The organism is Rathayibacter festucae DSM 15932 (assembly GCF_004011135.1).
Classification (GTDB): domain Bacteria; phylum Actinomycetota; class Actinomycetes; order Actinomycetales; family Microbacteriaceae; genus Rathayibacter; species Rathayibacter festucae.
Genome location: NZ_CP028137.1, coordinates 467592 through 493601 on the forward strand (window position 1 = coordinate 467592; position 26010 = coordinate 493601).

The following is a 26010-nucleotide window of genomic DNA, read 5'->3' on the forward strand; positions in this document are numbered from 1 at the left end:
CCGATGGAGACCGCCGATGACCGCTGAGTCCGCCGCCGCGCCGAAGGTGCGGGTCGCCATCGTGGACGACCACGAGTCCGTCCGGCTGGGCGTCGCCGCCGCCATCGAGGCCGCGGGGATGCAGGTGATGGCCGCGGCCGAGACGGTGCGCGCGCTCGAGGAGGTCCTCGACGGCTCGGAGATCGAGGTGCTCGTCCTCGACCTCTCCCTGAACGACGGCTCGAGCATCACGGCGAACGTCAAGTGGGGCCAGGTGCGCGGCTCGGCCGTCCTGGTGCACAGCATCGCCGACCGCGTGGTCGCCGTGCGCGAGGCGCTCGCGGCGGGCGCCGCCGGAGTGATCCCGAAGTCCTCCCCGATGTCGACCGTGGTCGCCGCGATCCGCACCGTCGCGCGCGGCGAGGTCCTGAACAATCTCGAGTGGGCGTCGGCGATCGACGCGGACGACGACTTCGCCCGCGCGGTGCTCGGGCGCCGCGAGCGCGACGTGCTGCACCTCTACGCCTCCGGCCTGCCGCTCAAGCTCGTCGCCGACCGCCTGCAGATCTCGGTCTCGACGGCCAAGGAGTACCTCGACCGGATCCGCGACAAGTACGTCGAGATCGGGCGGCCGGCCCCCACGAAGGTCGACCTGCTGCGCCGCGCCGTCGAGGACGGCATCCTGCCGGGCATCGATCCGGACGACGGCGATGCCGGGCGCTGAGGTCGTCCCCGCGCGCGCTCCGGCGAATCGTGAGCGCATCGACCGGATCATCAGCACGGTCGTCTCGTTCTTCGGCTTCGGCTTCGCGCTGCAGACCGTCCCGCCGATCCTCGGCCAGCTCCCGGTCCTGCGGCCGGAGGTCGCCTGGCCCGTGCTGGTCGTCGTCTTCGGCGCGCTCGGCGCCTCGGTCGTCACCGCGGTCGCGCGCCGAGGGACGCAGGTCAGCGGTGCCGTCGTCGCCGCGTCGCTCCTGCTCGCGCTGCTCACCTGGCCGCTGACGATCAGGCCCGACGCCGTCCCCCAGGAGACGCCGTGGATCTGGTACCTGCTGACCATCGGCACGGCCTTCTGCACGATCGTCGCGCCGCTGCGGCTGGCGATCGTCTACGCCTCCGTCACCACGCTGCTGTTCGGCGTCCTGCGCGTCCTCCCCTCGGGCGGTGGCGCGTCGCCGACCCGTGCCGCCCTCGACGCCGTCTACGTCGGCATCGTCGGCTTCGTGATGCTGGTGCTGATCACCGTGCTCCGGCAGTCGGCGGACCGGGTGGACCGCGCGCAGCGGACGGCGATGGAGCAGTACGAGGCCGCGATGCGCCAGCACGCCGGCGAGGTCGAGCGGGTCGAGGTGGACGCCCTCGTGCACGACAACGTGCTCGCGACACTGCTCGCCGCGGCGACGGCGGAGTCGGGCGCCGAGCGCGCCCTCGTCTCCTCGATGGCGCGGAAGACGCTCTCGGTGCTGCTCCCGGACGAGGAGTCCGACCTCGATGCGGGGGAGGTGCCGCTGGAGCTGCTCGAGCGGCAGCTGTCGCACGCGGCCTCGACCTTCGTCGCGGAGTTCGGAGTCGTCGTGGACGGCGACGTCGACCCGCGGGCGACGACGATGCCGCGGCCGGTCGCGGAGGCCGTCCTCGGCGCGGTCTGGCAGGCCCTGACCAACAGCGTCCAGCACGCCGGTCCGAGCGACGCCGTGCGCCGCTCGGTGCGCGGGCAGCTCTCCGCGTGCTCCGTCGAGGTCGTCGTCGAGGACGACGGCCGCGGCTTCCTCCTCGCCGACGTCCCGCGCGAGCGGCTCGGCATCCGGCTCTCGATCCTCGACCGGGTGCACCAGGTGCAGGGCTCGGCGCGGATCGACACCGTCCCGGGCGAGGGCACCCGGGTCGTCGTCGTCTGGCCCGCCGCGAGGGGCCGATCGTGATCGCCTACCCGCGCCCGCTGCTCTCCGCGCTGGGCGGAGGCTTCTCGCTCTACCACGTCGTCCTCGCCTTCTTCTCCTACCGCCTCGCGCCCGCGACGCCCGCCGACCTGCTCGCCGTCGGCCTCTACGTCGTCGCCACCGTGATCGCCCTGCTGCCGAGCTCGTCCACCCGGATGAACGCGGTGACCGCGTGGGCGATGGCGGGAGTGGCAGTGGCGCTGCCGCTGCTCGTCTCGCCGTCGCTGGACCCCGATGCCTCCAACGGCTACTCCACCTGGTACATCGCGGCCGTCGGCACGCTGATGACGATCGTCTGCGCGTGCCGGCGTCCGCTGGCCGCCTGGACCGGGATGGCGTTCCTGATCGTGCACACGACGGTCTGGGCGGGTCCCGTCGCCCTCGCGACACTCGGCGTCGTCGGCGGCATCGCCTGGGTGGGCATCGCGCAGCTCCTGATCATCGAGCTCGGCCGCGCCGGCTCCGAGGCGCGCGTGCTCGAGGCCGCCGAGCGCGCCGCCGCGTCGTGGCGGGCGGCGGAGGAGGCGCACCTCTCCGAGCGGGAGGTCCGGCTGGAGCAGACCCGCGCCATCGCCTCCGAGATGCTGCTGCGGATCGCCACCAGCCCGGTGGGCCTCACCGACGAGGAGCGCCGCGAGTGCGCCCTGCTGGAGGCGTCCGTCCGCGACGAGATCCGGGGGAGGCGGCTGCTGGACGACGACGTCCGACGCCTCGTGCTCGACGCGCGGCGACGGGGCGTCACGGTGTCGGTGCTGGACGACGGCGGACTGGATCGCACCACGGAGGAGGAGAGCCGGCGGGTGCTGCGCGAGCTCGCCCTCGCGCTCGGCGGCATCGGCGAGGGCGTCGACCGCGTCGTGGTGCGCACGGCGTCGGCGGACTCGCCGTCGGCGGTGACGGTCGTCGGCCTGCGGACCGCGGGCGACGGCAGTGCCGGCGCTCTCGGCTCGGACGACGCGGGCGACGAGGTGGACGCCTGGGTGGAGATCCGGCGCGACGAGCAGGGCGTCCTCGAGGACTGAGCGCGGCCGTCCGTGCCGCGCGGCGCGCAGCGGATCTCCGGTGCGCCGCGGCGATGCGCTGGACGAGCGGTTAAAAGAGTGCGGCGGGCTGTCCACTCCTCCGAAGAGGGGGCCCAGCCCGCCGTCAAACCCCGAGTGAGGGTGACAACCCGAATGTCACCCTCACTCGCCCCCAAAACACCCGCCTGCTTACCCTGGTCGGCGAGTGATTGGCGATGCCCCCTCCGTGGAGTGAGCACCTAACACGCATAACTATGCCGAGGACTGCGAGGGGCGGGTAGTCGGCACTTTAGGGGACTAATCGGGGTACAAATTCCGCGATCCGCGTCGTTCCCGCCGGTTCGAGCCGCTCGCGGCCTGTCGCAGCGCTCAGCCGGAGAACGAGCGCCAGGCCCCGGGCGCCGGCTGCAGCGGTGCCCGGACGGCCGCCGCGCGGTCGCTCCAGCCGCCGCTGGGGACGACCGGCACCTCGGCGACCGGGTGCGACTGCGCGGCGAGCGCGGTCACGACCGCCGTCACGGCGGCGATCTCGCGCGCATCGAGGCCGGGAGTGGTGATGACGACGGTGGGGGCGGAGTCGGCTGCGCTCATCCCGCGACGGTACCGCATGCCGTTCACGGTCCCGCGTGCGGGCCGGTGACTATGCTGACGCCGGACGCCGCCGGAGCGACGCCCCTTCCGTCCGAACAGGAGTGTCACCGCATGCCGTCGTGGTCCCTGAAGCGCGGCCGCGCCTCCGCCCGTCGCGTCGCCGCGGTCCTCCGGTCCTCGCCCGCTGCCTTCGCGACGACGGCGGTGGTCCTGCTCGCCAGTGCGGCGGCCGGCACCCTCCTCGCCCCCGCGAGCGACGAGACCGGCGCCTGGTGGGCGGCCGGCGCCGGCACGATCCTCGGCGGCCGCCCCTGGGCCGCGGTGACGGGCCTCCTGATCGTGTCGGGTCCGCCCGCGATCCTGCTCGTCGTCCTCCTGCTCCTGCCGCTGCTGATCGCGGCCGAGCGCCGCCTCGGGGCGCGCCGGCTGGTCCTCGCCTTCCTGCTCACCGGGGCGCTCGGCACGGCGGTCGGAGCGGCTCTGCAGAGCGTCGGCGCCTCGGTCGGCGAGTGGTGGGCCGGGGACACGGTCGGCGACCACACCTTCGACCCGCTGATCGGCGGCGTCGGGGCGCTGCTGGCCGCGACGGCGTTCATGGGCGGCCTCTGGCGCCGGCGCCTGCGCGTCACCGTCTTCGCGGTGGTCCTGATGTTCGTGCTCTACGCCGGCGACTCCGCCGACGTGTACCGCCTCCTCGCCGGCGTCGCCGGCCTGGTGATCGGCGCCGTGATGGCGCACGGGCCGAGCGGACTGCGCCCGCAGCGCCCCGCACCGAGCTCGCACCGGGAGTCGCGCGCCCTGCTCGCCGCGGTGGTCGCGGTCACCGCCCTCGGTCCGCTCGTCGCCGTGCTCTCCGACTCGGGCTACGGGCCGTTCTCGTTCCTCGGCCGGCTGCTGCAGAGCGCGTTCACCGGCGCCGCCGATCTCGAGGACCCCTGCGGCGCCACAGTCCGGCACTGCGCGCACCACGTGCGGCTGAACCTGATCTCGCCCGGGCCGATCCTGCTCACCTTCGTCCCGATGATCCTGCTGCTCGTCGCGGCGTACGGGATGCGCTCCGGGCGCCGCCTCGGCCTGCTGCTCGCGATCGGCGTCAACGCGGCCATCGCGATCCTCGACATCGTGCTGCTGCAGCGCGCGGCGCGTCACCCCGACTTCCAGTACTACGCCGAGTACCTGCTCTGGGTGGCCACCACCGTGATCGTCCCGGTCGCGGTGATCGTCCTCCTGGCGGTCGGCAGCCGGCACTTCCGCATCCGGGCCCCGCGGGAGTCGGCGCGCCGCTGGTCGCTGGTCGTCGGCATCGGCTTCGTCGTCTCGCTCGGCGGCTACCTCGCGCTCTCCGCCTCCACCCGGACCAGCTTCGAGCCGGTGCTCGGGATCGGTCGGCTCCTCCTCGACGGGCTGCTGCGCTTCGTGCCGTCGAGCTTCCTCGGCGGGCACGGCCTGCTGGCGGTGCCGCGCGAGCCGCTCGCCCGGATCGGTTTCGAGTGGGTCGGGCCGGTCTTCTGGCTCCTCGTCGTGGTCGCGGTGATCGCGCTCCTGCGGGCGACCGACGTGCAGGGCGTGCGCGGCGACGAGGCGGTCTACCGCCGCCTGCTCGTCCGCCACGGCGCCGGCAGCCTCGGCCACCAGGGCACCTGGCAGGGCAACGAGCACTGGATCGCCCCCGACGGCGAGGGCGGCGTCGCCTACCGCGTCGTGGGCGGGGTCGCGATCACGCTCTCCGACCCGGCCTGCGCACCCGAGCGGCGCGCGGAGGTGGTCGCCGGCTTCGTCGCGTTCTGCGACGAGCGGAGCTGGACGCCGGTGTTCTACAGCGTCCACGACGAGCTGCTGCCGGTCTTCGACGACCTGGGCTGGTCGCGGATCTCGGTGGGCGAGGAGACGATCATCGAGCTCGGCGGCTTCGAGCTGACCGGCAAGCGCTGGCAGAAGGTGCGCTACCCGCTGACCCGCGCGATCAAGCTCGGCATCGAGCCGGTCTGGACGAGCTGGCCGGAGCTGTCGCTGGGGATGGCCAGCCAGATCGTCGACCTGTCCGAGAAGTGGGTGTCCGAGAAGGCGCTGCCGGAGATGGGCTTCACGCTCGGCGGGATCGACGAGGCGCGCGATCCGGACGTCGCGCTGCTGCTCGCCGTCGGCCCGGACGGGTGGCTGCAGGGGATCACCAGCTGGCTGCCCGTGCACCGCGACGGCCGGATCGTCGGCTGGACGCTCGACTTCATGCGCCGCTCGGACGAGGCGATGCCCGGGATCATGGAGTTCCTGATCGCGTCCGCCGCCCTCCGCGCGCAGGAGCAGGGCGCGGAGTTCGTCTCGCTGTCCGGCGCTCCGCTCGCGACGGCGCCCGTGCCGGAGGGGGAGCAGCCGCCGGAGCCGACGGCGCTCTCCGGACTGCTCGAGTTCCTGGCGCGGACCCTGGAGCCGGCCTACGGCTTCACCTCGCTGTTCCGCTTCAAGGCCAAGTTCCACCCGCGCTACGAGGGGCTGTGGATGGCCTACCCCGATGCGCTGCAGCTGCCGCGGATCGGCGCGGCGATCGGGCGCGCCTACCTGCCGGACGTCTCCCCGCGCGAGGCGCTCGCCTTCGCTCGGGCGCTGGGAGCGCGCCCGGAGGAGAAGGCACCGCCCGCGGAGAAGCCGGGCGCGGAGAAGCCGGGCACGCAGAAGCCCGGCACGCAGAAGCCCGCCGACGAGACGGCGCCGGAGAAGCCGACGGCACCGGCGCCGGCGCCCGAGAAGGCGACGACGTCCGGCTGACCGCGGCTCAGAGCGGGATGTTGCCGTGCTTCTTGGCCGGCAGGTTCGCGCGCTTGGTCCGCAGCGCCCGCAGCGCCTTGATCACCGACACCCGGGTCGCCGACGGCTCGATGACCCCGTCCAGCTCGCCGCGCTCGGCGGCCAGGAACGGGCTCGCGACGTTGTAGGTGTACTCGTTCGCCAGCCGGGTGCGGACGGCGGCGACGTCCTCGCCGGCCTCCTCGGCCTTGCGGATCTCGTTGCGGTAGAGGATGTTGACGGCGCCCTGGCCGCCCATCACCGCGATCTCGGCCGTCGGCCAGGCGAGGTTGATGTCGGCGCCGAGCTGCTTGGAGCCCATCACGATGTACGCGCCGCCGTAGGCCTTGCGCAGGATGACGGTGACCAGCGGCACGGTCGCCTCCGCGTAGGCGTAGAGCAGCTTCGCGCCGCGGCGGATGACGCCGGTCCACTCCTGGTCGGTGCCGGGCAGGTAGCCGGGGACGTCGACGAGCGTGAGGATCGGCAGCGAGAACGCGTCGCAGAAGCGGACGAAGCGCGAGGCCTTCTCGCCGGCCTCGATGTTCAGGGTGCCCGCCATCGCGCTGGGCTGGTTGGCGATGATGCCGACGGAGCGGCCCTCGACCCGGCCGAAGCCGATCACGATGTTCGGCGCGAAGAGCGGCTGCACCTCGAGGAAGTCGCCCTCGTCGACGATGTGCTCGATCACGGCGCGCATGTCGTACGGCTGGTTGGGACTGTCGGGGATGACGGTGTCGAGGAAGCGGTCGGAGTCCGTCGTCTCGAGGTCGACCTCGTTGTCGAACACCGGCGCGGGCGAGAGGTTGTTGTCGGGGAGGAAGGAGAGCAGGGTGCGCGCGTAGTCGAGCGCGTCGTTCTCGTCGCTCGCGAGGTAGTGCGAGACGCCGGAGATCTTGTTGTGGGTGAGCGCGCCGCCGAGCTCCTCCATGCCGACGTCCTCGCCGGTGACGGTCTTGATCACGTCGGGACCGGTGACGAACATCTGGCTGGTCTTGTCGACCATGATCACGAAGTCGGTGAGGGCGGGGGAGTACACCGCGCCGCCGGCCGCCGGGCCGCAGATGATCGAGATCTGCGGGATCACGCCGCTGGCCGCGGTGTTGCGGCGGAAGATCTCGCCGTACTTGCCCAGGGCGACGACGCCCTCCTGGATCCGCGCTCCGCCGGAGTCGAGGATGCCGATGATCGGGACGCCGGTCTTCAGCGCCAGGTCCATCACCTTGATGATCTTCTCGCCGGCCACCTCGCCGAGCGAGCCGCCGAAGATCGTGAAGTCCTGCGAGTAGACCGCCACCTGGCGGCCGTGGATGGTGCCGGTGCCGGTCACGACGGCGTCGCCGTAGGGACGCTTCTTCTCCATGCCGAACGCGTGGGTGCGGTGGCGGACGAACTCGTCGAGCTCGACGAACGAGCCGGGGTCGAGGAGGGTGTCGATCCGCTCGCGGGCGGTCATCTTGCCCTTGGCGTGCTGCTTCTCGATCGCGGCCTCACCGCTGGCGGTGACCGCCTCGTGGTAGCGGGCCTTCAGGTCCGCGATCTTCCCCGCGGTCGTGAAGAGATCGGGCGCGGGACGTTCGATGTTCGCGGTCACTCGCCCACCTTATCGGCGCGGATGGACCCCTCCGTTGTCGCACCCGCACAGGGAGCGGCGGGTCCGGTGGGAGGGTCCGCACAAGCCGTGGCGCCCGTGACCGGCTCCGGGGCTTCTCGCGGGGCCCGCCGGTAGCGTGGCCGCATGCAGCTCCCGCTCTCCCTCTCCGTGTCGCCGCAGGTCCTCTGGCTCGAGAGCGCGGGCTCGACCAATGACGAGCTGCGCGAGCGCGCGAGCGCCGAGCCCGCGGCCTGGCCGCACCTCTCCGTCGTGGCGACCGACGACCAGCGCGCGGGCCGCGGTCGCCTGGGCCGGGTCTGGCAGGCGCCCGCCGGACGGACGCTGGCGGCCTCGACGCTGGTGGACGCGGCGGCCCTCCCCGCCGCGGCGGTCGGCTGGCTGCCGCTGCTGGCCGGCGCGGCCCTCGCGCGGGCGCTCGCCCCGCTGGTCGGCGCCGCGGTCGAGGTCAAGTGGCCCAACGACGTGCTGATCGACGGGCGGAAGACGGCGGGCATCCTCGCCGAGCGCCTCGCCGACGGCCGCGTGATCGTCGGCACCGGGATCAACCTGCTGCTGAGCGAGGAGGAGCTGCCGGTGCCGACGGCGACCTCCCTCGCCCTGGCCGGCGCGGCGACGACCGGCGCCGACGCCGTGCTCGCCGCCTTCCTCACCGAGTTCTCGGCGCTGCTCGCGCCGCTCCTCGCGCTCGGCGACGCCGACTCCGCCGGGACGGCCGCCGTCGTGCGCGCGCACCTCGGCACCCTCGGCCGCTCCGTCCGGGTGGAGCTGCCGGACGGCTCCGTCGAGGAGGGCACCGCGGTCGCGCTCGACGACGACGGCTCGCTCGTGCTCGAGCAGGACGGCGCCCGGCGCTCGTTCTCCGCGGGCGACGTCACCCACCTGCGCCAGTGAGCGCCGGCGGCCGGGACCGGCTCGCGGAGGGGGACCGGGAGCTCGCCCGGCTCACGCCGCGCGCCCGCCGCGCCGTCGCGCCGGTCGCCGGCTTCCTCCTGCTCACCTGGGCGGGCTTCTACTTCGCCGCGCAGTTCGAGCTGGAGCTGCAGCGCTGGATCATCGCACTCGGCACGGCCGTGCTCGTGCTGCTGCTCTGCGTGCCCGGCATCGCCGGCTGGGCCAGCATCCGCTACCGGATCACGCAGCGCGGGCTGCACGCCCGTCGCGGCGTCCTGTCGGTGCGCCGCGCCGACCTCGACTTCGACCCGCGGATGGCGGTCGGCGTCTCGCGGAGCCTGAGCCAGCGCGTCGCCCGCTGCGGTGACGTGCGGATCACCCGCGACGGCGCCGAGGCGTTCGTGCTGCGCGACGTGGAGGACCCGGAGCTCGTCGCCGAGCTGCTGCGGGACGCGATCGCGGCGATCCCGCTGCCGCTGCCCGACTGGCCCGCGCCCGACCCGCTCTGACCGCCGACCGCGCGACGGGGCCCTCGCCGTGTCCGCGCCCCTCGCTACCATGGAGCCGCCCCGCGCCCGCGGGCGGAACCAGGAGGATCGTCATGCGCGTCGGTGTGATCGGAGGCGGCCAGCTCGCCCGGATGATGATCCCCGCGGCGGTCGAGCTCGGCCTCGAGATCGCCGTCCTCGCCGAGACCGAGGGCGCCCCGGCTGGCCTCGCCGCGACCCGCGTCGGCGACTACCGCGACGAGGAGACGGTGCTCGGATTCGCCCGCACCGTCGACGTCGTCACCTTCGACCACGAGCACGTGCCGCAGGCGATCCTGCGCCGGCTCGTCGCCGAGGGCGTGGCCGTGCACCCCGGCCCGGACGCCCTCCTCTACGCCCAGGACAAGCTGATGATGCGGCAGCGCCTCACCGAGCTCGGCGTCCCCGTGCCCGACTGGGCGGCGGTCTCCTCCGCCGACGAGCTGGCCGCGTTCCTCGACGAGCACGGCGGACGCGGTGTGGTGAAGACCGCGCGCGGCGGCTACGACGGCAAGGGCGTCCGCGTCGTCCACGGCGCGCATGAGGCCGACGACTGGTTCGCGGCGCTCGCCGAGGACGGCCGCGGCGGCGCGCTGCTCGTCGAGGAGCTGGTCGGCTTCCGGCGCGAGCTCGCCCAGCTCGTCGCCCGGCGCCCCTCGGGGGAGAGCGTCCTCTGGCCGGTGGTGGAGTCGATCCAGCGCGACGGCGTCTGCGCCGAGGTCCTCGCTCCCGCGCCCGCCTCGGCCGGCCGCCTCGCGGACGCCGCCGCCGACATCGCCGAGACGATCGCCGAGAGCCTCGGCGTGACCGGCGTCCTGGCGGTCGAGCTCTTCGAGACGACGGACGACCGCCTGCTCGTCAACGAGCTGGCGATGCGCCCGCACAACAGCGGGCACTGGACGATGGACGGCTCGACCACCTCGCAGTTCGAGCAGCACCTGCGCGCGGTGCTCGACCTGCCGCTCGGCGCGACCGGCTGCCGCGATCCGTGGACCGTGATGGTGAACGTCCTCGGCGGTCCGGTGGGGGAGTCGCTGACCGACCGCTACCCGCTCGTGCTCGCCGCGCACCCCGCGGTGAAGGTGCACAACTACGGCAAGGAGCCGCGTCCGGGACGCAAGGTCGGGCACGTGAACGCCACCGGTGACGAGCTCGAGCTCGTCGTCTACGAGGCGCGTGCCGCGGCGGCCGTTCTCACCGACTGAGACGTACCATGGTGGCCGTGACCCGCCCCACGCCCTCCGCCACCCCCGCCGGTACCGCCCCGTGAGCGCCGACGCGCTCGTCAACGGTCCCTCCCCGCTCGTCGGCGTAGTGATGGGTTCGGACTCCGACTGGTCGGTCATGCAGGCCGCCTCGACGACTCTCTCGGAGTTCGGCGTGGCGCACGAGGTCCGTGTGGTCTCGGCCCACCGCACCCCGCAGGCGATGATCGACTACGGCCGCGGAGCGCGTTCGCGCGGCCTGCGCGTCGTGATCGCGGGTGCCGGCGGAGCCGCCCACCTGCCCGGGATGCTGGCCGCGGTCACCTCCCTCCCCGTCGTCGGCGTCCCCGTGCCGCTCGCGCGCCTCGACGGCCTCGACTCCCTGCTCTCGATCGTGCAGATGCCGGCCGGCGTCCCCGTCGCCACCGTGTCGATCGGCGGTGCCCGCAACGCGGGGCTGCTCGCGGTGAAGATGCTCGCGATCGGCGACGACGCGCTGTCCGAGCGCCTCGACGCCTTCGCGGCGGACCTGGAGGCGCAGGTCGCCGCCAAGAACGACGCTCTGGTGGCCGGCCTGTGACGGCGATGACGCTGCCGCTGCGGCACCCGGACGTCCGCTCGAGCTCCTTCATGACCCGGCGCGCCTGGTGGCTGCTGATCGGCAACCTGCTCGTCCCCGGCTCCGCGCAGGTGCTCGCCGGCAACCGCCGCCTCGGCCGGCTCGGCCTCGGCTTCACCCTGGCGCTCTGGACGGCGCTGCTCGTCGCCGTCCTCCTCTACTTCGTCTTCCCGACCGGCCTCTACACGCTCGCGACCTTCGACCTGTCGATGCTCGCTCTGCAGGCGGCCCTGGTCGTCTACGGCGTGGTCTGGCTCGTGCTCACCCTGGACACTCTCCGGCTGATCCGGCTGGTGCGCGCGCGGCCGAGGATGCGGGCCGTGCTCGCCTTCGCGACGATCGCGCTGATGGCCGTCTCGGTCGGCTCGACCGCCTACGGCACCTACCTGATCGGGATCACCCGCGGCACGCTGTCCTCGATCTTCGGCGGCGGGGCGATGGAGGCGCCGATCGACGGCCGCTACAACATCATGCTGCTGGGCGGCGACGCCGGCGAGGACCGCGACGGCCTGCGCCCGGACAGCATCTCGGTCGTCAGCATCGACGCGTCTACCGGCGCCGCGACCACGATCGGCGTCTCCCGCGAGTTCATCAACATCCCGTTCCCCGAGGACAGCCCGATGCACGAGCTGTACCCGGACGGCTACACGGAGAAGAACTGCGCGGTCGACGTCTGCAAGCTCAACTCGATCTACACCGAGGTCGAGCTGAAGCACCCCGAGCTCTACCCGGACGCGGTCGCGGAGGGCAGCGAGCCCGGCATCGAGGCGACCCGCGACGCGGTCGAGGGCATGCTCGGCATCCCGATCCAGTACTACGCGCTGATCGACATGGAGGGCTTCGCCCAGCTGATCGACTCGCTCGGCGGCATCGACATCGACTACCAGGGCACCGAGCCCCTGCCGCTCGGCGGGCTCCCCGACTCCGACGGCGTGATGCAGGGCGTCAACCAGTGGATCGACCCCGGGCCCTGGCACTTCAACGGCGAGCAGGCGCTCGCCTACGCCCGCTCGCGCTACACGACGAGCGACTACGACCGGATGGCGCGGCAGCGCCAGGTGCAGACCGCGCTGCTCGAGCAGTTCGAGCCGGCCAACGTGCTCTCGAAGTTCCAGGACGTCGCCGCCGCCGGCTCCCAGGTGATCAAGACCGACGTCCCGCAGGGGATGCTCGGCTACTTCGTCCAGCTCGGGCTCAAGACGAAGGCCCAGCCGATCGGCGTCGTCGAGCTGATCCCGCCCGTCGTCGAGGTCGACCGCGATCCGGACTACGACGTGGTCCGCTCCCTCGTGCACCAGGGCCTCTTCCCGGACGACACGGCGCAGTAGCGCCGGGGTCCCGGGGACCGCCGTCCCGGCGGGCGCGGGTCTCCTTCATGCTGATCGAGCAGCGCGCGGAGCGGGCGTATCGAGATCCACCGCTCAGGCGACGGGTCTGCAGACCGCGGGTCTCAGAGGTCCGCGTGCAGGGCCCAGACGCGCTCGGCGGAGTCGCGCCAGCTGAAGGCGCGGGAGCGGTCGCGGCCGGCGACCGAGAGGCGCTCGCGCAGTCCGGTGTCGGAGAGCACGCTGCTCATCGCGAGGGCGAGCCGCTCCGGGTAGTGCTTCGCATCGCCGCGCTCGACGGCGACGCCGGCGTCGGCCGCGACCTCGAGCAGCGCCGGGTCGTCCGAGTGCACGACCGGCACGCCGAAGTGCATCGCCTCGAGCACCGGCAGGCCGAAGCCCTCGGCGATGCTCGGGTAGACGAAGAGGGTAGCGCGGCTGAGTACGAGCGCGAGATCGGTGTCGCTGAGGACGCCGAGCGCGCGCACCCGGTCCTCGCCGAGGCCCTGCTCGTCCGCGACGGAGGCGATGTCGAGCTCGCCCCAGCCGGTCGGCCCGACGATCAGGAGCGGGAGCTCCGGGGCCGACGCCTCGCCGAACGCCGCGATCAGCGAGACCAGGCCCTTGCGCGGCTCGAGCGTGCCGACGCTGAGGACGTACTCGGCCGGCAGCCCGAGGGCCGCCGCGCGCTCGTCGGCGTCGTCGGGCAGGACGAGCCCCGAGCCGACCGCACCGCCGATGACGCGGATCCGGTCGCCGAAGTCGAGGACCTGGGAGAGCTGCTGCGCTACTGCGTGCGTCGGGACGACGACCGCGTCGGCGAACTTCTGCGCGCGCTTCGCCATCGCGCGGTGCCACTTGGCGCCGTGCGGGGTGAGCGTCTCGGGGTGCGTCCACGGCACCGTGTCGTGGATCGTGACGGCGATCTGCTCGCCCTCGCGGCCCTCGTGACTGCGCAGCGGAGCGAACAGGCTCGGGGCGTGCATCATGCCGCCGCCCGAGGGGATGCCGATGCCGTACTGCCAGGCGCGGGAGAGCTCGCGGCGGCCCAGGTGCAGGCGGTGCGGGCGAGCGAGCCCGGGCAGTCGCAGCCGCAGATCCTCCTCCTTCTCCGGCGGATGCGCGGAGAAGACGGCCTCGACCTCGCAGTCGCGCGGGGCGGTGCGGATCAGCTCGCGGGTGAGCTCCTCGGTGTAGCGGCCGATGCCGCCGGGGACGCGGGCGAGCATCTGGTCGACGACCACCCGGAGCGTGGTTGTCACGGTGTCACCGCCTCGAGCGGAGCGGCGGCCAGCGCGTCCTGCCAGGAGCGCATCGGCGCGAGACCGGCGGCGGCCCAAGCGTCGTGACCGAGGACCGAGTAGGCGGGCCGCGGGGCCGGGCGGACGAAGCTGCCGCTGTCCGTCGGGCGGATCCGCTCGGGGTCGAGCCCGGCCTTCTCGAACACGGCGCGGGCGAAGCCGAACCAGGTCGTCTCGCCGGCGTTCGTGCCGTGGTAGATCCCGGCCGGAGCCGCGGCGTCGACGAGCGCGATCAGCCGGTCGGCGAGATCGCCCGTCCAGGTGGGCTGGCCGCGCTGGTCGTCGACGACGGTGAGGGTGGGGTGCGCGCCGGCGAGCCGGACCATCGTCTTGGCGAAGTTGCCGCCGTGCGCGCCGTAGAGCCAGGCCGTCCGGACGACGTAGCCCCGTTCGGGGTTCGCGGCGAGCACGAGCTCCTCTCCCTCGGCCTTGGTGCGGCCGTACGCGGAGATCGGGCCGCGGGGGTGCGACTCGGCGTAGGGGCTGGTGGCCGAGCCGTCGAAGACGTAGTCCGTCGAGACCTGGACGATCGCGGCGCCGATCTCGGCGGTGGCGATCGCGAGGTTCTGCGCGCCGAGGGCGTTGACGCGGCGGGCCTCCTCCTCGTCGCTCTCCGCGTCGTCGACCCGGGTGTAGGCCGCGCAGTTGAGCACCGCGTCGTGGCCGGCGACGGCGGCGCGGACGGCGTCGAGGTCGGTCACGTCGAGGTCGGCGCGGCCGAGCGCCGTGACGGCGCGATCGCCGAGGGAGGAGCGGAGGTCGGTGCCGAGCATGCCGGAGGCGCCCGTGAGGAGGAAGGTCACCGTCTCATCATGCCGGAGGCCTCCGACGCGCGGACCCCGGCGCACCGGCGGCGACGGTCCACCGCGGCGTCGGCGGGCCGCCGAGCGCTCAGTACACTCGTGACCGTGCAGATCAGAGAGCTCGAGATCCCCGACGCCTACGAGGTCACACCGCGGCAGTTCCCCGACGACCGGGGGGTGTTCTACGAGTTCTACCGCTTCGACCGCCTCGCCGAGAAGGTCGGGCACCCGCTGTCGCTGCAGCAGGGCAACACCTCGGTCTCCAAGCGCGGCACCGTCCGCGGCATCCACTTCGCGCAGATCCCGCCGTCGCAGGCCAAGTACGTCTCCTGCTTCTCCGGGGCGGTGCTCGACTACATCATCGACGTGCGCGTCGGCTCGCCGACCTTCGGGCAGTGGGACTCGGTGCTGCTCGACGACGTCGACCGCCGCTCGGTCTATCTCGCCGAGGGCCTCGCCCACGCGTTCGTCGCGCTGACGGAGGGGGCGGTCGTCTCCTACCTCGTCTCCTCGACCTACGACCCGATCCGCGAGAAGGGCATCGACCCGCTCGACGAGCGGATCGGCCTGCGCTTCCCGGCGGAGGCGGGCGAGCCGCTGCTCTCGCCGAAGGACACCGACGCGCCGACCCTGGCCGAGGCCGAAGCAGCGGGCATCCTGCCCACCTGGGCCGAGGCGAAGGCGCTCTACGCCCAGCTGGACGGAGCGCACTCGTGAAGGGCATCATCCTCGCCGGCGGCTCCGGCTCGCGGCTCTGGCCGATCACCAAGGGCATCTCGAAGCAGCTGATGCCGATCTACGACAAGCCGATGGTCTACTACCCGCTGTCGACGCTGATGATGGCCGGGATCGACGAGGTCCTGATCATCACGACCCCCGAGTACAACGACCAGTTCCGCGCCCTGCTCGGCGACGGCTCGAGCCTGGGCATGACCCTCTCCTACGCGGTGCAGGAGTCGCCCGACGGGCTCGCGCAGGCCTTCCTGATCGGCGAGGAGTTCATCGGCGACGACTCCGTCGCGCTGGTGCTCGGCGACAACATCTTCCACGGCACGGCGCTCGGCACGGCGCTCGCGGCCAACACCGAGATCGAGGGCGCAGTGATCTTCGCCTACCAGGTGGCGGATCCGCGGGCGTACGGCGTCGTCGAGTTCGACGACGCGTTCCACGCGCTCTCCATCGAGGAGAAGCCGGCGAAGCCCAAGAGCAACTACGCCGTGCCGGGACTGTACTTCTACGACAACTCCGTCGTCGGCATCGCGAAGACGATCGAGCCCTCCGCCCGCGGCGAGCTCGAGATCTCGACGGTCAACGAGCGCTACCTCGAGGCCGGCACCCTGAACGTGCAGGTGCTGGACCGCGGCACGGCCTGGCTCGACACCGGGACCTTCGACTCGATGATCGAGGCGACGGAGTTCGTCCGCGTGATCGAGCAGCGCCAGGGCTTCAAGATCGGCTGCATCGAGGAGATCGCCTGGCGCCACGGCTGGATCGACGACGCGGCGCTGGCCGAGCTCGCCGCGCCGCTGGTGAAGAGCGGCTACGGCGCCTACCTGCAGCGGCTGCTCGAGCTCGGTCGCTGACGCGGCGGGTCTCGATGCGCCGCTCCGCGGCTGCTCGACCAGCAGGTGCTGACGGCGGGGTCTCGATGCGCCGCGTCGCGGCTACTCGACCAGCAGGTGCTGACGGCGGGGTCTCGATACGCCGCTGCGCGGCTACTCGACCAGCATGCATTGACGGCGGCGGGGTCTCGATACGCCGCTGCGCGGCTACTCGACCAGCGTGCGTTTCATGCTGATCGAGTAGCCCGCGGAGCGGGCGTATCGAGATCCACCGCCGTCAGCAGAGGGGGCACCCCGGCGTCAGCGGCTGGGCCGGAGGCGCATCAGCGCGACGCGGACACCGAGGCCGAGGCGGACCGCCAGGCGGACGGGGGCCTGGTACCAGGCGTCGTACTTCTGCGCGAGGTAGAGGTACGCGCTGCGGTGGTGCACCGCGAGCATCCGCGCCGAGGCCAGTCGCGTCGAGTGCCCGCCCAAGTGCGACACGACCGCGTCGGCGAGGTAGACGTTCGACCAGCCGCGCTGCCCGAGCGAGTCGCCGAGCTGCACGTCCTCGAAGTACATGAAGTAGCGCTCGTCGAAGCCGCCGATCTGCTCGAACGCGGTGCGCCGCACCATCACGCAGGCGCCCGACAGCCAGCCGGCCGTCATGCTGCCGTGCTGCATCGTCTCGACCGCGCGGGAGCGGCGGTACCGGCGGGACCAGGGGTTGCCCGGCCAGACGTGCGCGAGCAGCGCGTGGCCGACGCCCGTGCCGAGCGAGGGCAGTGCGCGGGCCGAGGGGTAGACCGTGCCGTCCGAGTCCAGGATGCGCGGGCCGATCGAGCCGATCCCGGGATCGGCGGTCGCCGCCGCGTAGAGCGCGTCGATCGAGCCGGGCAGGAAGACCGTGTCCGGGTTCGTCACCAGGATCCACTCGATCTCGGGGCCGAGGCGGTCGACGGCGTAGTTGATCGCCCTGCCGTAGCCGAGGTTCTCACCGGTCTCGTGGAAGAGCACCTCGGGGCGGCGCTCCACGACGCGGCGGACGGAGTCGTCAGTGGTCGCGTTGTCGACGACGACGACGCGCACGTCGTGCTCGGTCGCCTCCGGGATCGACTCGAGGCAGGCGCGGAGGACCTCACCCGAGAAGTGGGTGACGACGACGACCGCGATGGGCAACGTCGAGCGGGCGATGAGAGCCTCCGGGGGAGCGGCGTCGACGGGCGGGGGCACCGTCGGAAGAACTCGACGAGGCTAGCACGGGCCCCGAGCGGGGCTCCGGCGCTCAGCGCGCGGCGGACTCCACCTCGTCCACGACCTCGCCCAGCTCGGGGGCGATCGCCGCGGACGGCGCACGGAACACGACGAACTTGTAGAGGCAGAAGTTCCAGACCAGGCCGACCATCACCGCGACCGCCTTCGCGACGTTGATCGCGAGGAAGGCCTTCTCGCCCGCGCTGGGCAGGAAGAGGAGCGAGGTGCCGAACCGGGTGTCGAAGAAGACCTCGAAGCCGTAGATGATCAGCGACTGGAGCACGAGCGAGCTGAAGCCGGTGACCAGGAAGAACTGCGCGAAGGTGCGCACGGTCGGCCGGTCCGGGTGCCGGAAGACGAAGAAGTGGTTGAGGAAGTAGGAGATCGAGATCCCGATGGTCACCGAGGCGACGTTCGCGACCAGGGTCGGCAGGCCGACCAGCAGCGCGAGCGCGTTGAGGATGAGGAAGTCGAGCGCCGTGTTGAGCGAGCCGGCGACGAGGAAGCGCACCTTCTGCGATTCCAGCAGGCGCGCCGCTCTCCCCGCAGACGGACTCGGCTGACGCGACACGGTGCTCCTCGGGGTCCTCGCGACCCGGGCGGGAGCGATGAGGGCGAGAGTACGCGGCCGATCTGTACTGGAACCCTCCATCGGGGGAACTGAACCTGAGAACGGCGACGCGACGTCCTGCTTCCTCTCACACAGGACGACATGGTGCACGCTGATACTGTTCCACCGCCTCCGCCCCGGCGGACCGTCCACGTCCCCGCCCGAATCGGAACCGCATGCTCTCGCTCACCATCGTCACCCCCACGTACAACGAAGCGGACAACATCGCCGAGCTGCTGCGCCGGGTCGCCGCCGCTGTGGCCCGCGAGACCGACGTCGTCGTCCGCTCGGTCGTCGTGGACGATTCGTCGCCGGACGGGACGGCCGAGAAGGCGCGTGCCCTGGCCCCCGAGCTCGAGACCCCGTCGTTCTCGGTGCAGGTGCTGGACCGCACGACGAAGGAGGGTCTCGGCGCGGCCTACCTCTGGGCGTTCGAGCGGATCCTCGAGGCCGACGACGCCCCGGACTGCATCCTGCAGATGGACGCCGACCTCTCGCACGACCCGAAGTACCTCGCCGACTTCCTCCGCGAGGTGCGCGCGGGCGCCGACCTCGTCGTCGCGTCGCGCTACATCCCCGGCGGCGGCACCCCGGACTGGACGCTCGACCGGAAGATCCTCAGCCGGGGCGGCAACATCTACGCCCGGGCGATCCTCGGCTCCCGCCTGACCGACTGGACCGGCGGCTTCAACCTGTTCAGCCGCGAGCTGCTCGAGCGGATCCACTTCGAGACCGTCGACGCCACCGGCTACGGGTTCCAGATCGCACTGAAGCACCGAGCGCTCACCGCCGCCCGGCGGGTGCGCGAGATCCCCATCGTCTTCCTCGACCGCACGGAGGGGACCTCGAAGATCCCCGGCAACACCCTGCTGCGGAGCCTCCTCCTCGTGCTCCGGATCCGCCTCGGGCGGGACGGGTCTCGATGACGGCGGTCGTCTCCGCTCCCTCCCGCCGCCGGGCCGTCCTCCTCGAGGCCGCCGGCCTGCTGCTCGTCCTCGCCGGGACGGCGCTCGTGCTCGGCCGGCTGTCGGCGACGCCGTGGTGGCAGTACCTGCTGTCGGACGGCGACTCGCTCGCCCTCCCACTCCTGGTGCGGTCGGTCGCCGAGGGCGAGCCGTTCGAGTGGGTGATGACGAGCCAGCTCCTCCTGTTCCCGGAGCTCCCGCTCTACCTGGTGAGCCTCGCGCTGGCCGGCGGGTCGGCGGTCGGCGCGCTCATCGCGAACGCCTTCGTCAACGTGGCGGTCCTGCACCTCGCGGTGCGCTGGCTGGCGGGGCGCGTCCTGGCCGGGCGACCCCGCGCCTGGCGGATCGGCGCCGCGGTCGCGGCGACCGCCGTGGTGCTCCTGCTCGCTGCGACCGAGGGCCGCGGCCTGATCAACGCGGGAGCGTTCGCGAGCGGCATCCTCCTGACGACCTACTACTCGGGAGTCGCTCTCTCCGCGGTCCTGACGCTCGCCCTGATGGCGGAGGCGAGCGGCGGCTTCGACCCCGCCCGCCCGCCGACCGCGCGGCGCACCGCACTCGCTCTGATCGGGGCCGCGGTCGTCTCGGCGGCGACCACCCTCGCCAATCCGCTGTTCGCCCTGCAGTTCACGGCGCCGGCCGTCGTCTCCCTGCTGGCCGTCCTGGTGCTCCGGCGGATGGCCTGGCGCCCAGCGCTGCTGATCTCCGCCGTGCTCGTCGCCGGCGCGGGCATCGGCTACGCCGCCCGAGGGGCCTTCGCGCGCTTCGTCGCCGTCGACGCGGCCACCTACCTCCACCTCGAGCGGGCGGGCTCCGCGGTCGACGGCTTCCTCCTGCAGGTGCGCGACGTCGGCTCCACCCGGCTCGGGAAGGTCGAGATCCTCGTCGTCGCCCTGCTCCTGCTCGCGGCCGTGCTCACGCTCGTCGTCGCGGTGGCGACCCAGGTCCGGCCGGAGACGCCCTGGGCCGTGGCCGACTCGAGCGTCGTCCTCGCCGTGTTCGTCCTGGTCGCCTCGGCGTCCCTGGTGCTCGGCCAGATCGTCACCGGCAGCCTGGTCAGCCGCTACCTGCTGCCGCTGGCGGTCTTCCCCGCCCTGATGGTGCTGCCCGCCCTCCAGGACTGGGTCCCGCCCGGTCTGCCGGGGGCGGGCCTGCTGCGCCGGCTGCGGCTGCCCCGGCCCGTGCTCACCGCAGCGGCCGCCCTCGTCGTGCTCGTCGCCGCGGTGGGCGCCGTCCTCGCGGCCGGTCCGATCCGCAGCGCGGCCGCGCAGGCCGGCTCCACCCCGGAGCGCGCGTGCCTCGAGCAGTGGCTCGACGGTCGCGACCTCGCCGGGGTCGGCTCGTTCTGGACCACCCGGCCGCTGGCGCTCTACGCCGATCCGTCCGTCGACGTCCAGCAGGTCAACTTCGACTTCACGCCGCAGCTCTGGATGAACAACGCGGCGGAGTACCGGTCGAAGACGTTCAGCTACGTGCTCGCCGATCGGGACCCGGACTGGGCGGCCCTCGCGCTCGGCACGCTCGGCGAGCCCGCCTCGGTCACCGCCTGCCCGACCTTCGACGTCTACGACTACGCCGGGACCGCGGGCGAGTCGACCCTGAACACGATCGTCCGGCGCGGCATCGAGACGGCGGAGGCCGAGCGTGGCCTCTGAGCAGCGGGCGCGTCCCGCTTCCGCGGCTCGGGGCGGCAGCGGCGCGACGCGCCGGCGCCTCCTCGTCGAGCTCGGCGCGGCGCTCGCCGCCGCCGGCGCGAGCGTGCTCGCCGCGGTCGTCGCGCTGGGCGTGACGCCGGCGGCGATGACGCAGCGCTGGCAGGTGGGCGGCGGTGACCAGACGCTGCACTACCTGCTCTTCCGCAGCGCGACGCAGGCGTTCCCCTTCACCGAGAACGGGGCCCTGGGATTCCCGGACGGCTTCAACGCCTTCTTCACCGCGCAGTTCGACGTCGCCGCCGCGGTGACGGCCGGAGTGCTGAGCCTCGTCGTCCGCGACGGCTTCGTGCTGCTCAACGTCTTCACCCTGCTGACCTTCGCCTCCACCGCCCTGACCGGCTACGCCTTCTTCCGGTGCCTGCGCTCCCCGGTCTGGGCGTCGGCGCTCCTGGCCGCCGTCTTCAGCCTCGCCCCCTACCACTTCCTGCGGGTCGGCTACGGGCACCCGTTCCTCGCCGCGTACTGGGCGATCCCCCTCCTCGGAATCCTGGTCCTCGTCGCCGCCGGCGATCGGACCGACCCGTTCCGCGCCTGGCGGGCGCGCGGGGCGACGCCTCGTGCGCGGCTGCTGCGCGGCGCCGTGCCGGTCCTCGTCCTCCCCGCCCTCATCGCGTCGAGCAGCGGCTACTACTACGTCTTCAGCGTGCTCGTGCTCGGCGGGGTGTGGGCGCTGTGCGCACTCGCCGGTCTCGCCAGCCGGGTGCCGCTGCGCGAGGTCCTCGGCCGGGGGCTGCCGCTGGCCGTCCTCGGGATCTTCGTCGGGATCGAGATCGCCGTCCTCGGCAGCGACTGGGGCGAGCGCACGACGGCGTACTTCCAGAGCCGCGGAGTGGGGGAGTCGGAGATCTTCGCCGGCAAGCTGCTCTCGCTCTTCCTGCCCTGGCAGGGCACCGAGCTGCCCAAGATCGGCGCCCTGACGAACCTCTACTCGACGGGGACCGCCGTCGCCGTCACGACCGAGCCGCCCGGCATGCCCGTGCTCGCGATCGCCGGCCTGTGCCTCCTGCTGCTGGCGCTGCCGCTGACCGGTGCCGTCGGCGGACGGGCGCTCCGCCTCACCGCCGTCGGCCGGCTCCTCTCGGACGAGCGGCTGCGAGTCCTCGCGATCGCGGCGCTCTGGACGCTCGCCTTCTTCGTCATCGCGGGCTTCGGCATGGCGGTCGCGCTGTTCCTCGATCCCACGATCCGCGCGTGGTCGCGGCTGTCGATCGTGATCATCCTGCTCGGGCTCGGTGCGGTCGCGATCGCCCTCGGCCGGATCACCCGGCGCGGACTGCGCATCGCGGCGGCCGTCGTGATCGTCGGCGTCGCCGCTCTCGATCAGCTCGCGGGCGTCGCGCGGATGGTGCCGATCGCGCCGACCGACGACGCCGAGGTCTCCGCGCTCGTCGCCGAGACCGACGCCGCACTGCCGGACGGCTGCGGAGTGGTGCAGCTGCCGATCAAGAGCTTCCCCGACAGCGGGGCGATCGGGAGCATGGGCGACTACGACCCCGCCCTCCCGTATCTGCGGACCGAGGGCGAGGACCTCGCCTGGAGCTACGGCTCGGTCGGCGGCACCGAGGGCTACGAGGTCTTCGACGACCTCGGGACGCCCGCCGAGTTCGCCGAGGCCGTGCGGGCGAGCGGGGCGTGCGCCGTCTCCGTCGACACCGCCGCGTACGTCGGTCGCGAGGGCGCCTGGGAGGACGACGTCGTCGCGGTGAGCGGGGCGCTCACGCCGACGGCGCAGTCCTCCTCGGGGCGCTGGCTGGTCTTCCCGGTCGTCCGCTGACCATGGTCAGCGGACGACCGCGCCGAGGTCGGTGACGGCGGAGGAGCCCCGCAGCTCCCGCGACAGCGCCCGAGTCAGAACAAACCCCAGACCTGCGACGTCACGCTGAAGGGCTGCTCGTAGAAGTACACGGTGTAGCGGCCGAGCACGACCCGCTCGTGCGAGGGCAGCAGCGTCGACGTGCGCAGCTCCTGATCGTTGTAGTCGCCGGTGGTGACGATGATCACAGGAGGTCCCTCGCCTTGCGCGAGAGCGTCGTACTCCGGGTAGCGGCGGACGACGAGTGCGGCGACGGTGACGTCCTCGTTCGTCGACGCTGTCATGGCGTAGCTGAGCCAGTAGTCACCCCAGGCGTGCTCCACCCCGCGGCTCCCGAGCAGGTCGACGACGGCTCGGTAACCACTGTCGAAGCGGTCGGCGGTGTTTTGCCGGAAGCCGTCCGACCGGTCCCAGACTCCCGAGAAGGTCAGCGCCGAAGCAACGAGCACGACGGCCAGGGCCAGAGGGCGCACCCGGGACAGGGACCAGGCGGCTGCCAGCGCGAAGGCGGGCATCAGGAAGACGCTGTAGCGCACCGAGTCGTAGCGAAGGTCTACTCCGGCCCCGAGAACCAGGACGGCGCAGACCAGGACCGTGCCGCTGCCGACCAGCACTGGAGCGAGCCGTCGGAACGCGGCGCCGAGGACGACGAGTCCGGCGATCAGGCAGACGCCCACCCAACCGACGACGGAGTCCGTTGGTTCGCCGGGGGCCACCTCGAAGGCGACGGGGAGCATGTCGTGGAAGAGGGCCGTGACACTGTCGATCGTCGGTTCCCAGTCGCTCGTGCCGGCGCCGAGCGGTGCAGTCGCACTCGAGCTGCGCGCCGCCTCGAAGAGCCACGGTGACCCGGCGATGACGGCCGTCCCGATGCCGAGCAACCAGTGCAGCGGCCTCCGGACGTCCCGTATCACCATCGCGAGGACGGCCGGAGCGGCGAGGGCGACGCTCATCGGCGAAGACCACAGTGCGAGGCCGCTGAGCGCGCCCGCGCCGAACCACGAGAGGAGCGGGCGGTGGAGCGACCCGGTGGCGATCGCGATCACGCCGAGCGCGACCACGATGCTCGGTCCGTAGAAGCCCGGGTCCCTGGTCGAGACCTGCAGGAGGACCACCCCGGGGAACCAGAACAACAGCCCCGCTGTCAAACCCGCGACCGGACCGGCGAGTCGCTGCGCGATCACGCGGAGCAGGACCGCCGCCGCCAGGAACCAGAGCGACGACACCGTTGCGAGCACCTCGATGTGCGCGCCGAAGACAAGCATCATCATGCCAGCCGTCGCCTGGAGGAGGGTACCGCCGTACGACTGACCCCAGAAGAAGGCGGAGAACTCTCCTTCGGAGAAGTGCTTCGACATCAGATATACGACAGCATGATCGGAATCGAGCACATGAGCAGGGCTGAGGATGAAGGCGATGCGAAGGACGAGACCAGCGGCAGCGAGGCACCAGAATACCGTCGACATCACCCGTGCGGAGGTCCACCACTTCGACCGGGAGCCGGTGCGGGGAGGGAGCAGGTCCTCGGTCGTCATGGTCTGCTCCTCGGAGGCCTGAGCCGCCGAATCGCAGCCGGACAGAATCTAGTACACCAGCTGCGCGACCGCCTCTGCCTCTGTGGAGCCCCCCGATAACCGGATCCAGCCCGTGCTAACCTCTCAGACTGTCCGCCTGACGGGGGACTTCCACTCCTCTTCTGAAGAAAGGCAGCCGTGCCCGCAACGCGTCGCTTCCTCCTGGCCGGCGGGGCGGGCTTCCTCGGCTCGAACCTCGCGGTCGAGATCCTCCGCCGGGGCGACGAGGTCGTCGTGCTCGACGACCTGATCACCGGCTCGACCGCCAACCTCGAGTCCCTCCGCGGACACGAGCGCTTCACCTTCGTCCAGGACGACGCCGCGAACGCCCTCGCCGTCCCCGGGCGCTTCGACGTGGTCCTGCACTTCGCCTCCCCGGCGTCGCCCCCGCGGTACCTCGCCCACCCGATCGAGACGCTGCACGCGGGCTCGACCGTGACCGAGGCGCTGCTCGAGGTCGCCAAGCGCGACGGCGCCCGCTTCGTCGTGTCCTCCACCTCGGAGGTCTACGGCGACCCGCACGTGCACCCGCAGCACGAGGAGTACTGGGGCAACGTCAACCCGAACGGGCCGCGCAGCGTCTACGACGAGGCGAAGCGCTACGCGGAGGCGATCACGTTCGCGTACCGCCGCTACTTCGACGTCGACACCGGCGTCGTGCGCATCTTCAACACCTACGGCCCGAACATGGACATCGACGACGGCCGCGCCGTCCCGGCGTTCGTGAAGGCGGCGCTGGCCGGCACCTCGATCCCGATGCACGGCGACGGCACCCAGACCCGCTCGCTGCTCTACGTCGACGATCTCGTCGACGGGATCCTCCGGATGGCCGATTCCACGGACTCGGGTCCGATCAACCTGGGCAGCGTCGACGAGCTGGAGCTGGGCGAGATCGCCCGCCGCATCGTCGCGATCATCGGCAGCGACTCGGAGATCCACTACGAGCCGCGCCCGATCGACGACCCGGAGCGCCGCAAGCCCGACATCACGAAGGCTCGCGAGATCCTCGGCTGGCAGCCGACCGTTCCCCTCGAGGTCGGACTGGCGCGGACCATCGCCTGGTTCCAGTCCACCGTCGTCCCCGCGCAGTAGCCGCCCCGCCCCGCCGCGCGTCGCGTACCCTGCGCGCCCCCGCCCCGCCGCGCACCCGCGCCCGACCCCACCGCGCGCCGCAGCCCGCCCGGCGCCGCACGAGAGAGAATCCCGACGTGAAGCTTTCCATCCTCATGCCCGTCTACAACGAGCAGGCGACCCTCCAGAAGGCCGTCGACCGCGTGCTCGCGATCGAGTTCCAGGACGGCGTCGAGATCGAGTTCGTCATCGTGAACGACGGCAGCCGAGACCGCACGAAGCAGATCCTCGACGCGCTGGAGGACCCGCGCATCCGCGTCTTCCACCAGGCGGTGAACCAGGGCAAGGGCGCGGCGATCAGCCGGGCCGTTCAGGAGGCGACCGGCGACTACGTCATCATCTGCGACGCCGACGAGGAGTACCGGCCCAGCGAGATCCCGACGCTGCTGCAGCCCGTCCTCGACGGCGAGGCGCAGCTGGTCTACGGCAGCCGCACCTTCGGCAGCCACACCTCCTTCTCCTACTGGTACGTCATCGGCAACAAGGGCGTGAACCTGATCACGAACGTGCTCTTCAACGCCTACGTCTCCGACGTCGAGACCTGCTTCAAGCTGATGCCGCTGAGCCTCTACCGCTCGCTCCAGATCAAGGAGAAGGGCTTCGGCATGGAGGCGGAGGTCACCGCGAAGCTGCTCGCCCGCGGCTACCGCCCCTACGAGGTCGGGATCAGCTACAAGGCCCGCACCCGCGAGGAGGGCAAGAAGATCACCGTCAAGGACGGCTTCGAGGCCCTCTGGATCCTGCTCAAGATCCGGGTCCGCGAGGGCTCCCGCACCCGCCCGCCGCAGACCGCGGGGGTGTGAGC

23 protein-coding genes are annotated in these 26010 nt (G+C 72.4%); 16 read left to right on the forward strand and 7 right to left on the reverse strand.

Features of this window, described 5'->3' with window-relative positions; all coding sequences use genetic code 11:
- Nucleotides 1-16 precede the first annotated feature (16 nt).
- The 3 genes from C1I64_RS02280 to C1I64_RS02290 are packed head-to-tail and all read left to right on the forward strand — an operon-like array spanning nt 17 to nt 2941.
- On the forward strand, nt 17-703 hold the full coding sequence (locus C1I64_RS02280; RefSeq protein WP_127886075.1) for a response regulator transcription factor: 687 nt from the start codon (nt 17-19) through the stop codon (nt 701-703).
- A complete protein-coding gene (locus tag C1I64_RS02285) occupies nt 690-1901 on the forward strand; it encodes a sensor histidine kinase (protein ID WP_127886076.1) in 1212 nt (403 codons plus the stop codon). The genes C1I64_RS02280 and C1I64_RS02285 overlap by 14 nt, the downstream gene beginning before the upstream one ends.
- A complete protein-coding gene (locus C1I64_RS02290) occupies nt 1898-2941 on the forward strand; it encodes a heme-copper oxidase family protein (protein ID WP_127886077.1) in 1044 nt (347 codons plus the stop codon). Before C1I64_RS02285 ends, C1I64_RS02290 begins: the two co-directional genes overlap by 4 nt.
- A gap of 369 nt (nt 2942-3310) precedes the next feature.
- Here C1I64_RS02290 and C1I64_RS02295 read toward each other — a convergent pair whose 3' ends face one another.
- Nucleotides 3311-3532, reverse strand: coding sequence for an acyl-CoA carboxylase subunit epsilon (locus tag C1I64_RS02295; protein ID WP_123445310.1), 222 nt, complete (start codon nt 3530-3532; stop codon nt 3311-3313).
- Between the two features lie 111 nt (nt 3533-3643).
- On the opposite strand from C1I64_RS02295, the gene C1I64_RS02300 reads away from it, so the two are divergent.
- Nucleotides 3644-6295 carry a bifunctional lysylphosphatidylglycerol flippase/synthetase MprF gene (locus C1I64_RS02300; protein WP_127886078.1) on the forward strand — a complete coding sequence of 884 codons (2652 nt, stop codon included), beginning with the start codon at nt 3644-3646 and terminating at the stop codon, nt 6293-6295.
- 7 nt (nt 6296-6302) lie between these two features.
- Here C1I64_RS02300 and C1I64_RS02305 read toward each other — a convergent pair whose 3' ends face one another.
- Entirely contained in the window at nt 6303-7907 is a 1605-nt protein-coding gene (locus C1I64_RS02305) for an acyl-CoA carboxylase subunit beta (protein ID WP_243582397.1), read from the reverse strand.
- A gap of 144 nt (nt 7908-8051) precedes the next feature.
- Between C1I64_RS02305 and C1I64_RS02310 the strand changes: the two genes are divergently transcribed.
- The 5 genes from C1I64_RS02310 to C1I64_RS02330 all read left to right on the forward strand — a co-directional run bounded on the left by C1I64_RS02310 (nt 8052) and on the right by C1I64_RS02330 (nt 12498).
- Nucleotides 8052-8819, forward strand: a complete 768-nt coding sequence (locus tag C1I64_RS02310) for a biotin--[acetyl-CoA-carboxylase] ligase (protein ID WP_127886079.1) — start codon at nt 8052-8054, stop codon at nt 8817-8819.
- A complete protein-coding gene (locus tag C1I64_RS02315; RefSeq protein ID WP_127886080.1) occupies nt 8816-9328 on the forward strand; it encodes a PH domain-containing protein in 513 nt (170 codons plus the stop codon). The genes C1I64_RS02310 and C1I64_RS02315 overlap by 4 nt, the downstream gene beginning before the upstream one ends.
- Before the next feature lie 92 nt (nt 9329-9420).
- A complete protein-coding gene (locus C1I64_RS02320; protein WP_425272891.1) occupies nt 9421-10551 on the forward strand; it encodes a 5-(carboxyamino)imidazole ribonucleotide synthase in 1131 nt (376 codons plus the stop codon).
- A gap of 112 nt (nt 10552-10663) precedes the next feature.
- A complete protein-coding gene (purE, locus tag C1I64_RS02325) occupies nt 10664-11131 on the forward strand; it encodes a 5-(carboxyamino)imidazole ribonucleotide mutase (RefSeq protein WP_123734368.1) in 468 nt (155 codons plus the stop codon).
- Nucleotides 11132-11136: 5 nt separating this feature from the next.
- Nucleotides 11137-12498: an LCP family protein gene (locus tag C1I64_RS02330; protein WP_127888423.1), complete on the forward strand. Its 1362-nt coding sequence runs from the start codon at nt 11137-11139 to the stop codon at nt 12496-12498.
- Between the two features lie 122 nt (nt 12499-12620).
- Here the strand turns inward: C1I64_RS02330 and C1I64_RS02335 are convergent, their stop codons facing one another.
- On the reverse strand, nt 12621-13757 hold the full coding sequence (locus C1I64_RS02335) for a glycosyltransferase family 4 protein (protein WP_244209380.1): 1137 nt from the start codon (nt 13755-13757) through the stop codon (nt 12621-12623).
- On the reverse strand, nt 13754-14599 hold the full coding sequence (rfbD, locus tag C1I64_RS02340; RefSeq protein WP_123702613.1) for a dTDP-4-dehydrorhamnose reductase: 846 nt from the start codon (nt 14597-14599) through the stop codon (nt 13754-13756). The genes C1I64_RS02335 and rfbD overlap by 4 nt, the downstream gene beginning before the upstream one ends.
- A gap of 105 nt (nt 14600-14704) precedes the next feature.
- Between rfbD and C1I64_RS02345 the strand changes: the two genes are divergently transcribed.
- Entirely contained in the window at nt 14705-15316 is a 612-nt protein-coding gene (locus C1I64_RS02345) for a dTDP-4-dehydrorhamnose 3,5-epimerase family protein (protein ID WP_127886082.1), read from the forward strand.
- Nucleotides 15313-16182 carry a glucose-1-phosphate thymidylyltransferase RfbA gene (gene rfbA, locus C1I64_RS02350; protein ID WP_123702615.1) on the forward strand — a complete coding sequence of 290 codons (870 nt, stop codon included), beginning with the start codon at nt 15313-15315 and terminating at the stop codon, nt 16180-16182. The genes C1I64_RS02345 and rfbA overlap by 4 nt, the downstream gene beginning before the upstream one ends.
- Before the next feature lie 279 nt (nt 16183-16461).
- Here the strand turns inward: rfbA and C1I64_RS02355 are convergent, their stop codons facing one another.
- Complete coding sequence (locus C1I64_RS02355; RefSeq protein ID WP_244209381.1) at nt 16462-17376, reverse strand: glycosyltransferase family 2 protein; 915 nt, start codon at nt 17374-17376, stop codon at nt 16462-16464.
- 52 nt (nt 17377-17428) lie between these two features.
- Nucleotides 17429-17908 (reverse strand): GtrA family protein, encoded by a 480-nt coding sequence (locus tag C1I64_RS02360; protein ID WP_244209382.1) that lies wholly within the window; start codon nt 17906-17908, stop codon nt 17429-17431.
- A gap of 275 nt (nt 17909-18183) precedes the next feature.
- On the opposite strand from C1I64_RS02360, the gene C1I64_RS02365 reads away from it, so the two are divergent.
- The 3 genes from C1I64_RS02365 to C1I64_RS02375 are packed head-to-tail and all read left to right on the forward strand — an operon-like array spanning nt 18184 to nt 22461.
- On the forward strand, nt 18184-18933 hold the full coding sequence (locus tag C1I64_RS02365; RefSeq protein WP_123702619.1) for a polyprenol monophosphomannose synthase: 750 nt from the start codon (nt 18184-18186) through the stop codon (nt 18931-18933).
- The gene (locus C1I64_RS19950; RefSeq protein ID WP_164874421.1) at nt 18930-20627 is read left to right on the forward strand and encodes a hypothetical protein; all 1698 of its coding nucleotides are present in this window, start codon (nt 18930-18932) and stop codon (nt 20625-20627) included. The genes C1I64_RS02365 and C1I64_RS19950 overlap by 4 nt, the downstream gene beginning before the upstream one ends.
- Entirely contained in the window at nt 20617-22461 is a 1845-nt protein-coding gene (locus tag C1I64_RS02375) for a hypothetical protein (protein ID WP_127886084.1), read from the forward strand. Before C1I64_RS19950 ends, C1I64_RS02375 begins: the two co-directional genes overlap by 11 nt.
- Nucleotides 22462-22535: 74 nt before the next feature.
- On the opposite strand, the gene C1I64_RS02380 is transcribed toward C1I64_RS02375, so the two are convergent.
- Nucleotides 22536-23858: a hypothetical protein gene (locus C1I64_RS02380; protein WP_127886085.1), complete on the reverse strand. Its 1323-nt coding sequence runs from the start codon at nt 23856-23858 to the stop codon at nt 22536-22538.
- Between the two features lie 354 nt (nt 23859-24212).
- Here C1I64_RS02380 and C1I64_RS02385 point away from each other — a divergent pair, with 354 nt between their 5' ends.
- Both C1I64_RS02385 and C1I64_RS02395 read left to right on the forward strand, forming a co-directional pair.
- On the forward strand, nt 24213-25166 hold the full coding sequence (locus C1I64_RS02385) for an NAD-dependent epimerase/dehydratase family protein (RefSeq protein ID WP_127886086.1): 954 nt from the start codon (nt 24213-24215) through the stop codon (nt 25164-25166).
- A gap of 116 nt (nt 25167-25282) precedes the next feature.
- Nucleotides 25283-26008, forward strand: a complete 726-nt coding sequence (locus C1I64_RS02395) for a glycosyltransferase family 2 protein (RefSeq protein ID WP_127886088.1) — start codon at nt 25283-25285, stop codon at nt 26006-26008.
- The last annotated feature ends 2 nt before the right edge of the window (nt 26009-26010 follow it).

Excerpts from the sequence above, each read along its gene's own strand:
- C1I64_RS19950 (WP_164874421.1), top strand. The coding sequence starts at position 18,930 with ATGACGGCGGTCGTCTCCGCTCCCTCCCGCCGCCGGGCCGTCCTCCTC.
- C1I64_RS02330 (WP_127888423.1), top strand. The coding sequence starts at position 11,137 with ATGACGCTGCCGCTGCGGCACCCGGACGTCCGCTCGAGCTCCTTCATG.
- C1I64_RS02295 (WP_123445310.1), bottom strand. The coding sequence starts at position 3,532 with ATGAGCGCAGCCGACTCCGCCCCCACCGTCGTCATCACCACTCCCGGC.
- C1I64_RS02320 (WP_425272891.1), top strand. The coding sequence starts at position 9,421 with ATGCGCGTCGGTGTGATCGGAGGCGGCCAGCTCGCCCGGATGATGATC.
- C1I64_RS02380 (WP_127886085.1), bottom strand. The coding sequence starts at position 23,858 with ATGTCGAAGCACTTCTCCGAAGGAGAGTTCTCCGCCTTCTTCTGGGGT.
- C1I64_RS02365 (WP_123702619.1), top strand. The coding sequence starts at position 18,184 with ATGCTCTCGCTCACCATCGTCACCCCCACGTACAACGAAGCGGACAAC.
- C1I64_RS02285 (WP_127886076.1), top strand. The coding sequence starts at position 690 with ATGCCGGGCGCTGAGGTCGTCCCCGCGCGCGCTCCGGCGAATCGTGAG.
- C1I64_RS02280 (WP_127886075.1), top strand. The coding sequence starts at position 17 with ATGACCGCTGAGTCCGCCGCCGCGCCGAAGGTGCGGGTCGCCATCGTG.
- purE (WP_123734368.1), top strand. The coding sequence starts at position 10,664 with ATGGGTTCGGACTCCGACTGGTCGGTCATGCAGGCCGCCTCGACGACT.
- C1I64_RS02300 (WP_127886078.1), top strand. The coding sequence starts at position 3,644 with ATGCCGTCGTGGTCCCTGAAGCGCGGCCGCGCCTCCGCCCGTCGCGTC.
- C1I64_RS02310 (WP_127886079.1), top strand. The coding sequence starts at position 8,052 with ATGCAGCTCCCGCTCTCCCTCTCCGTGTCGCCGCAGGTCCTCTGGCTC.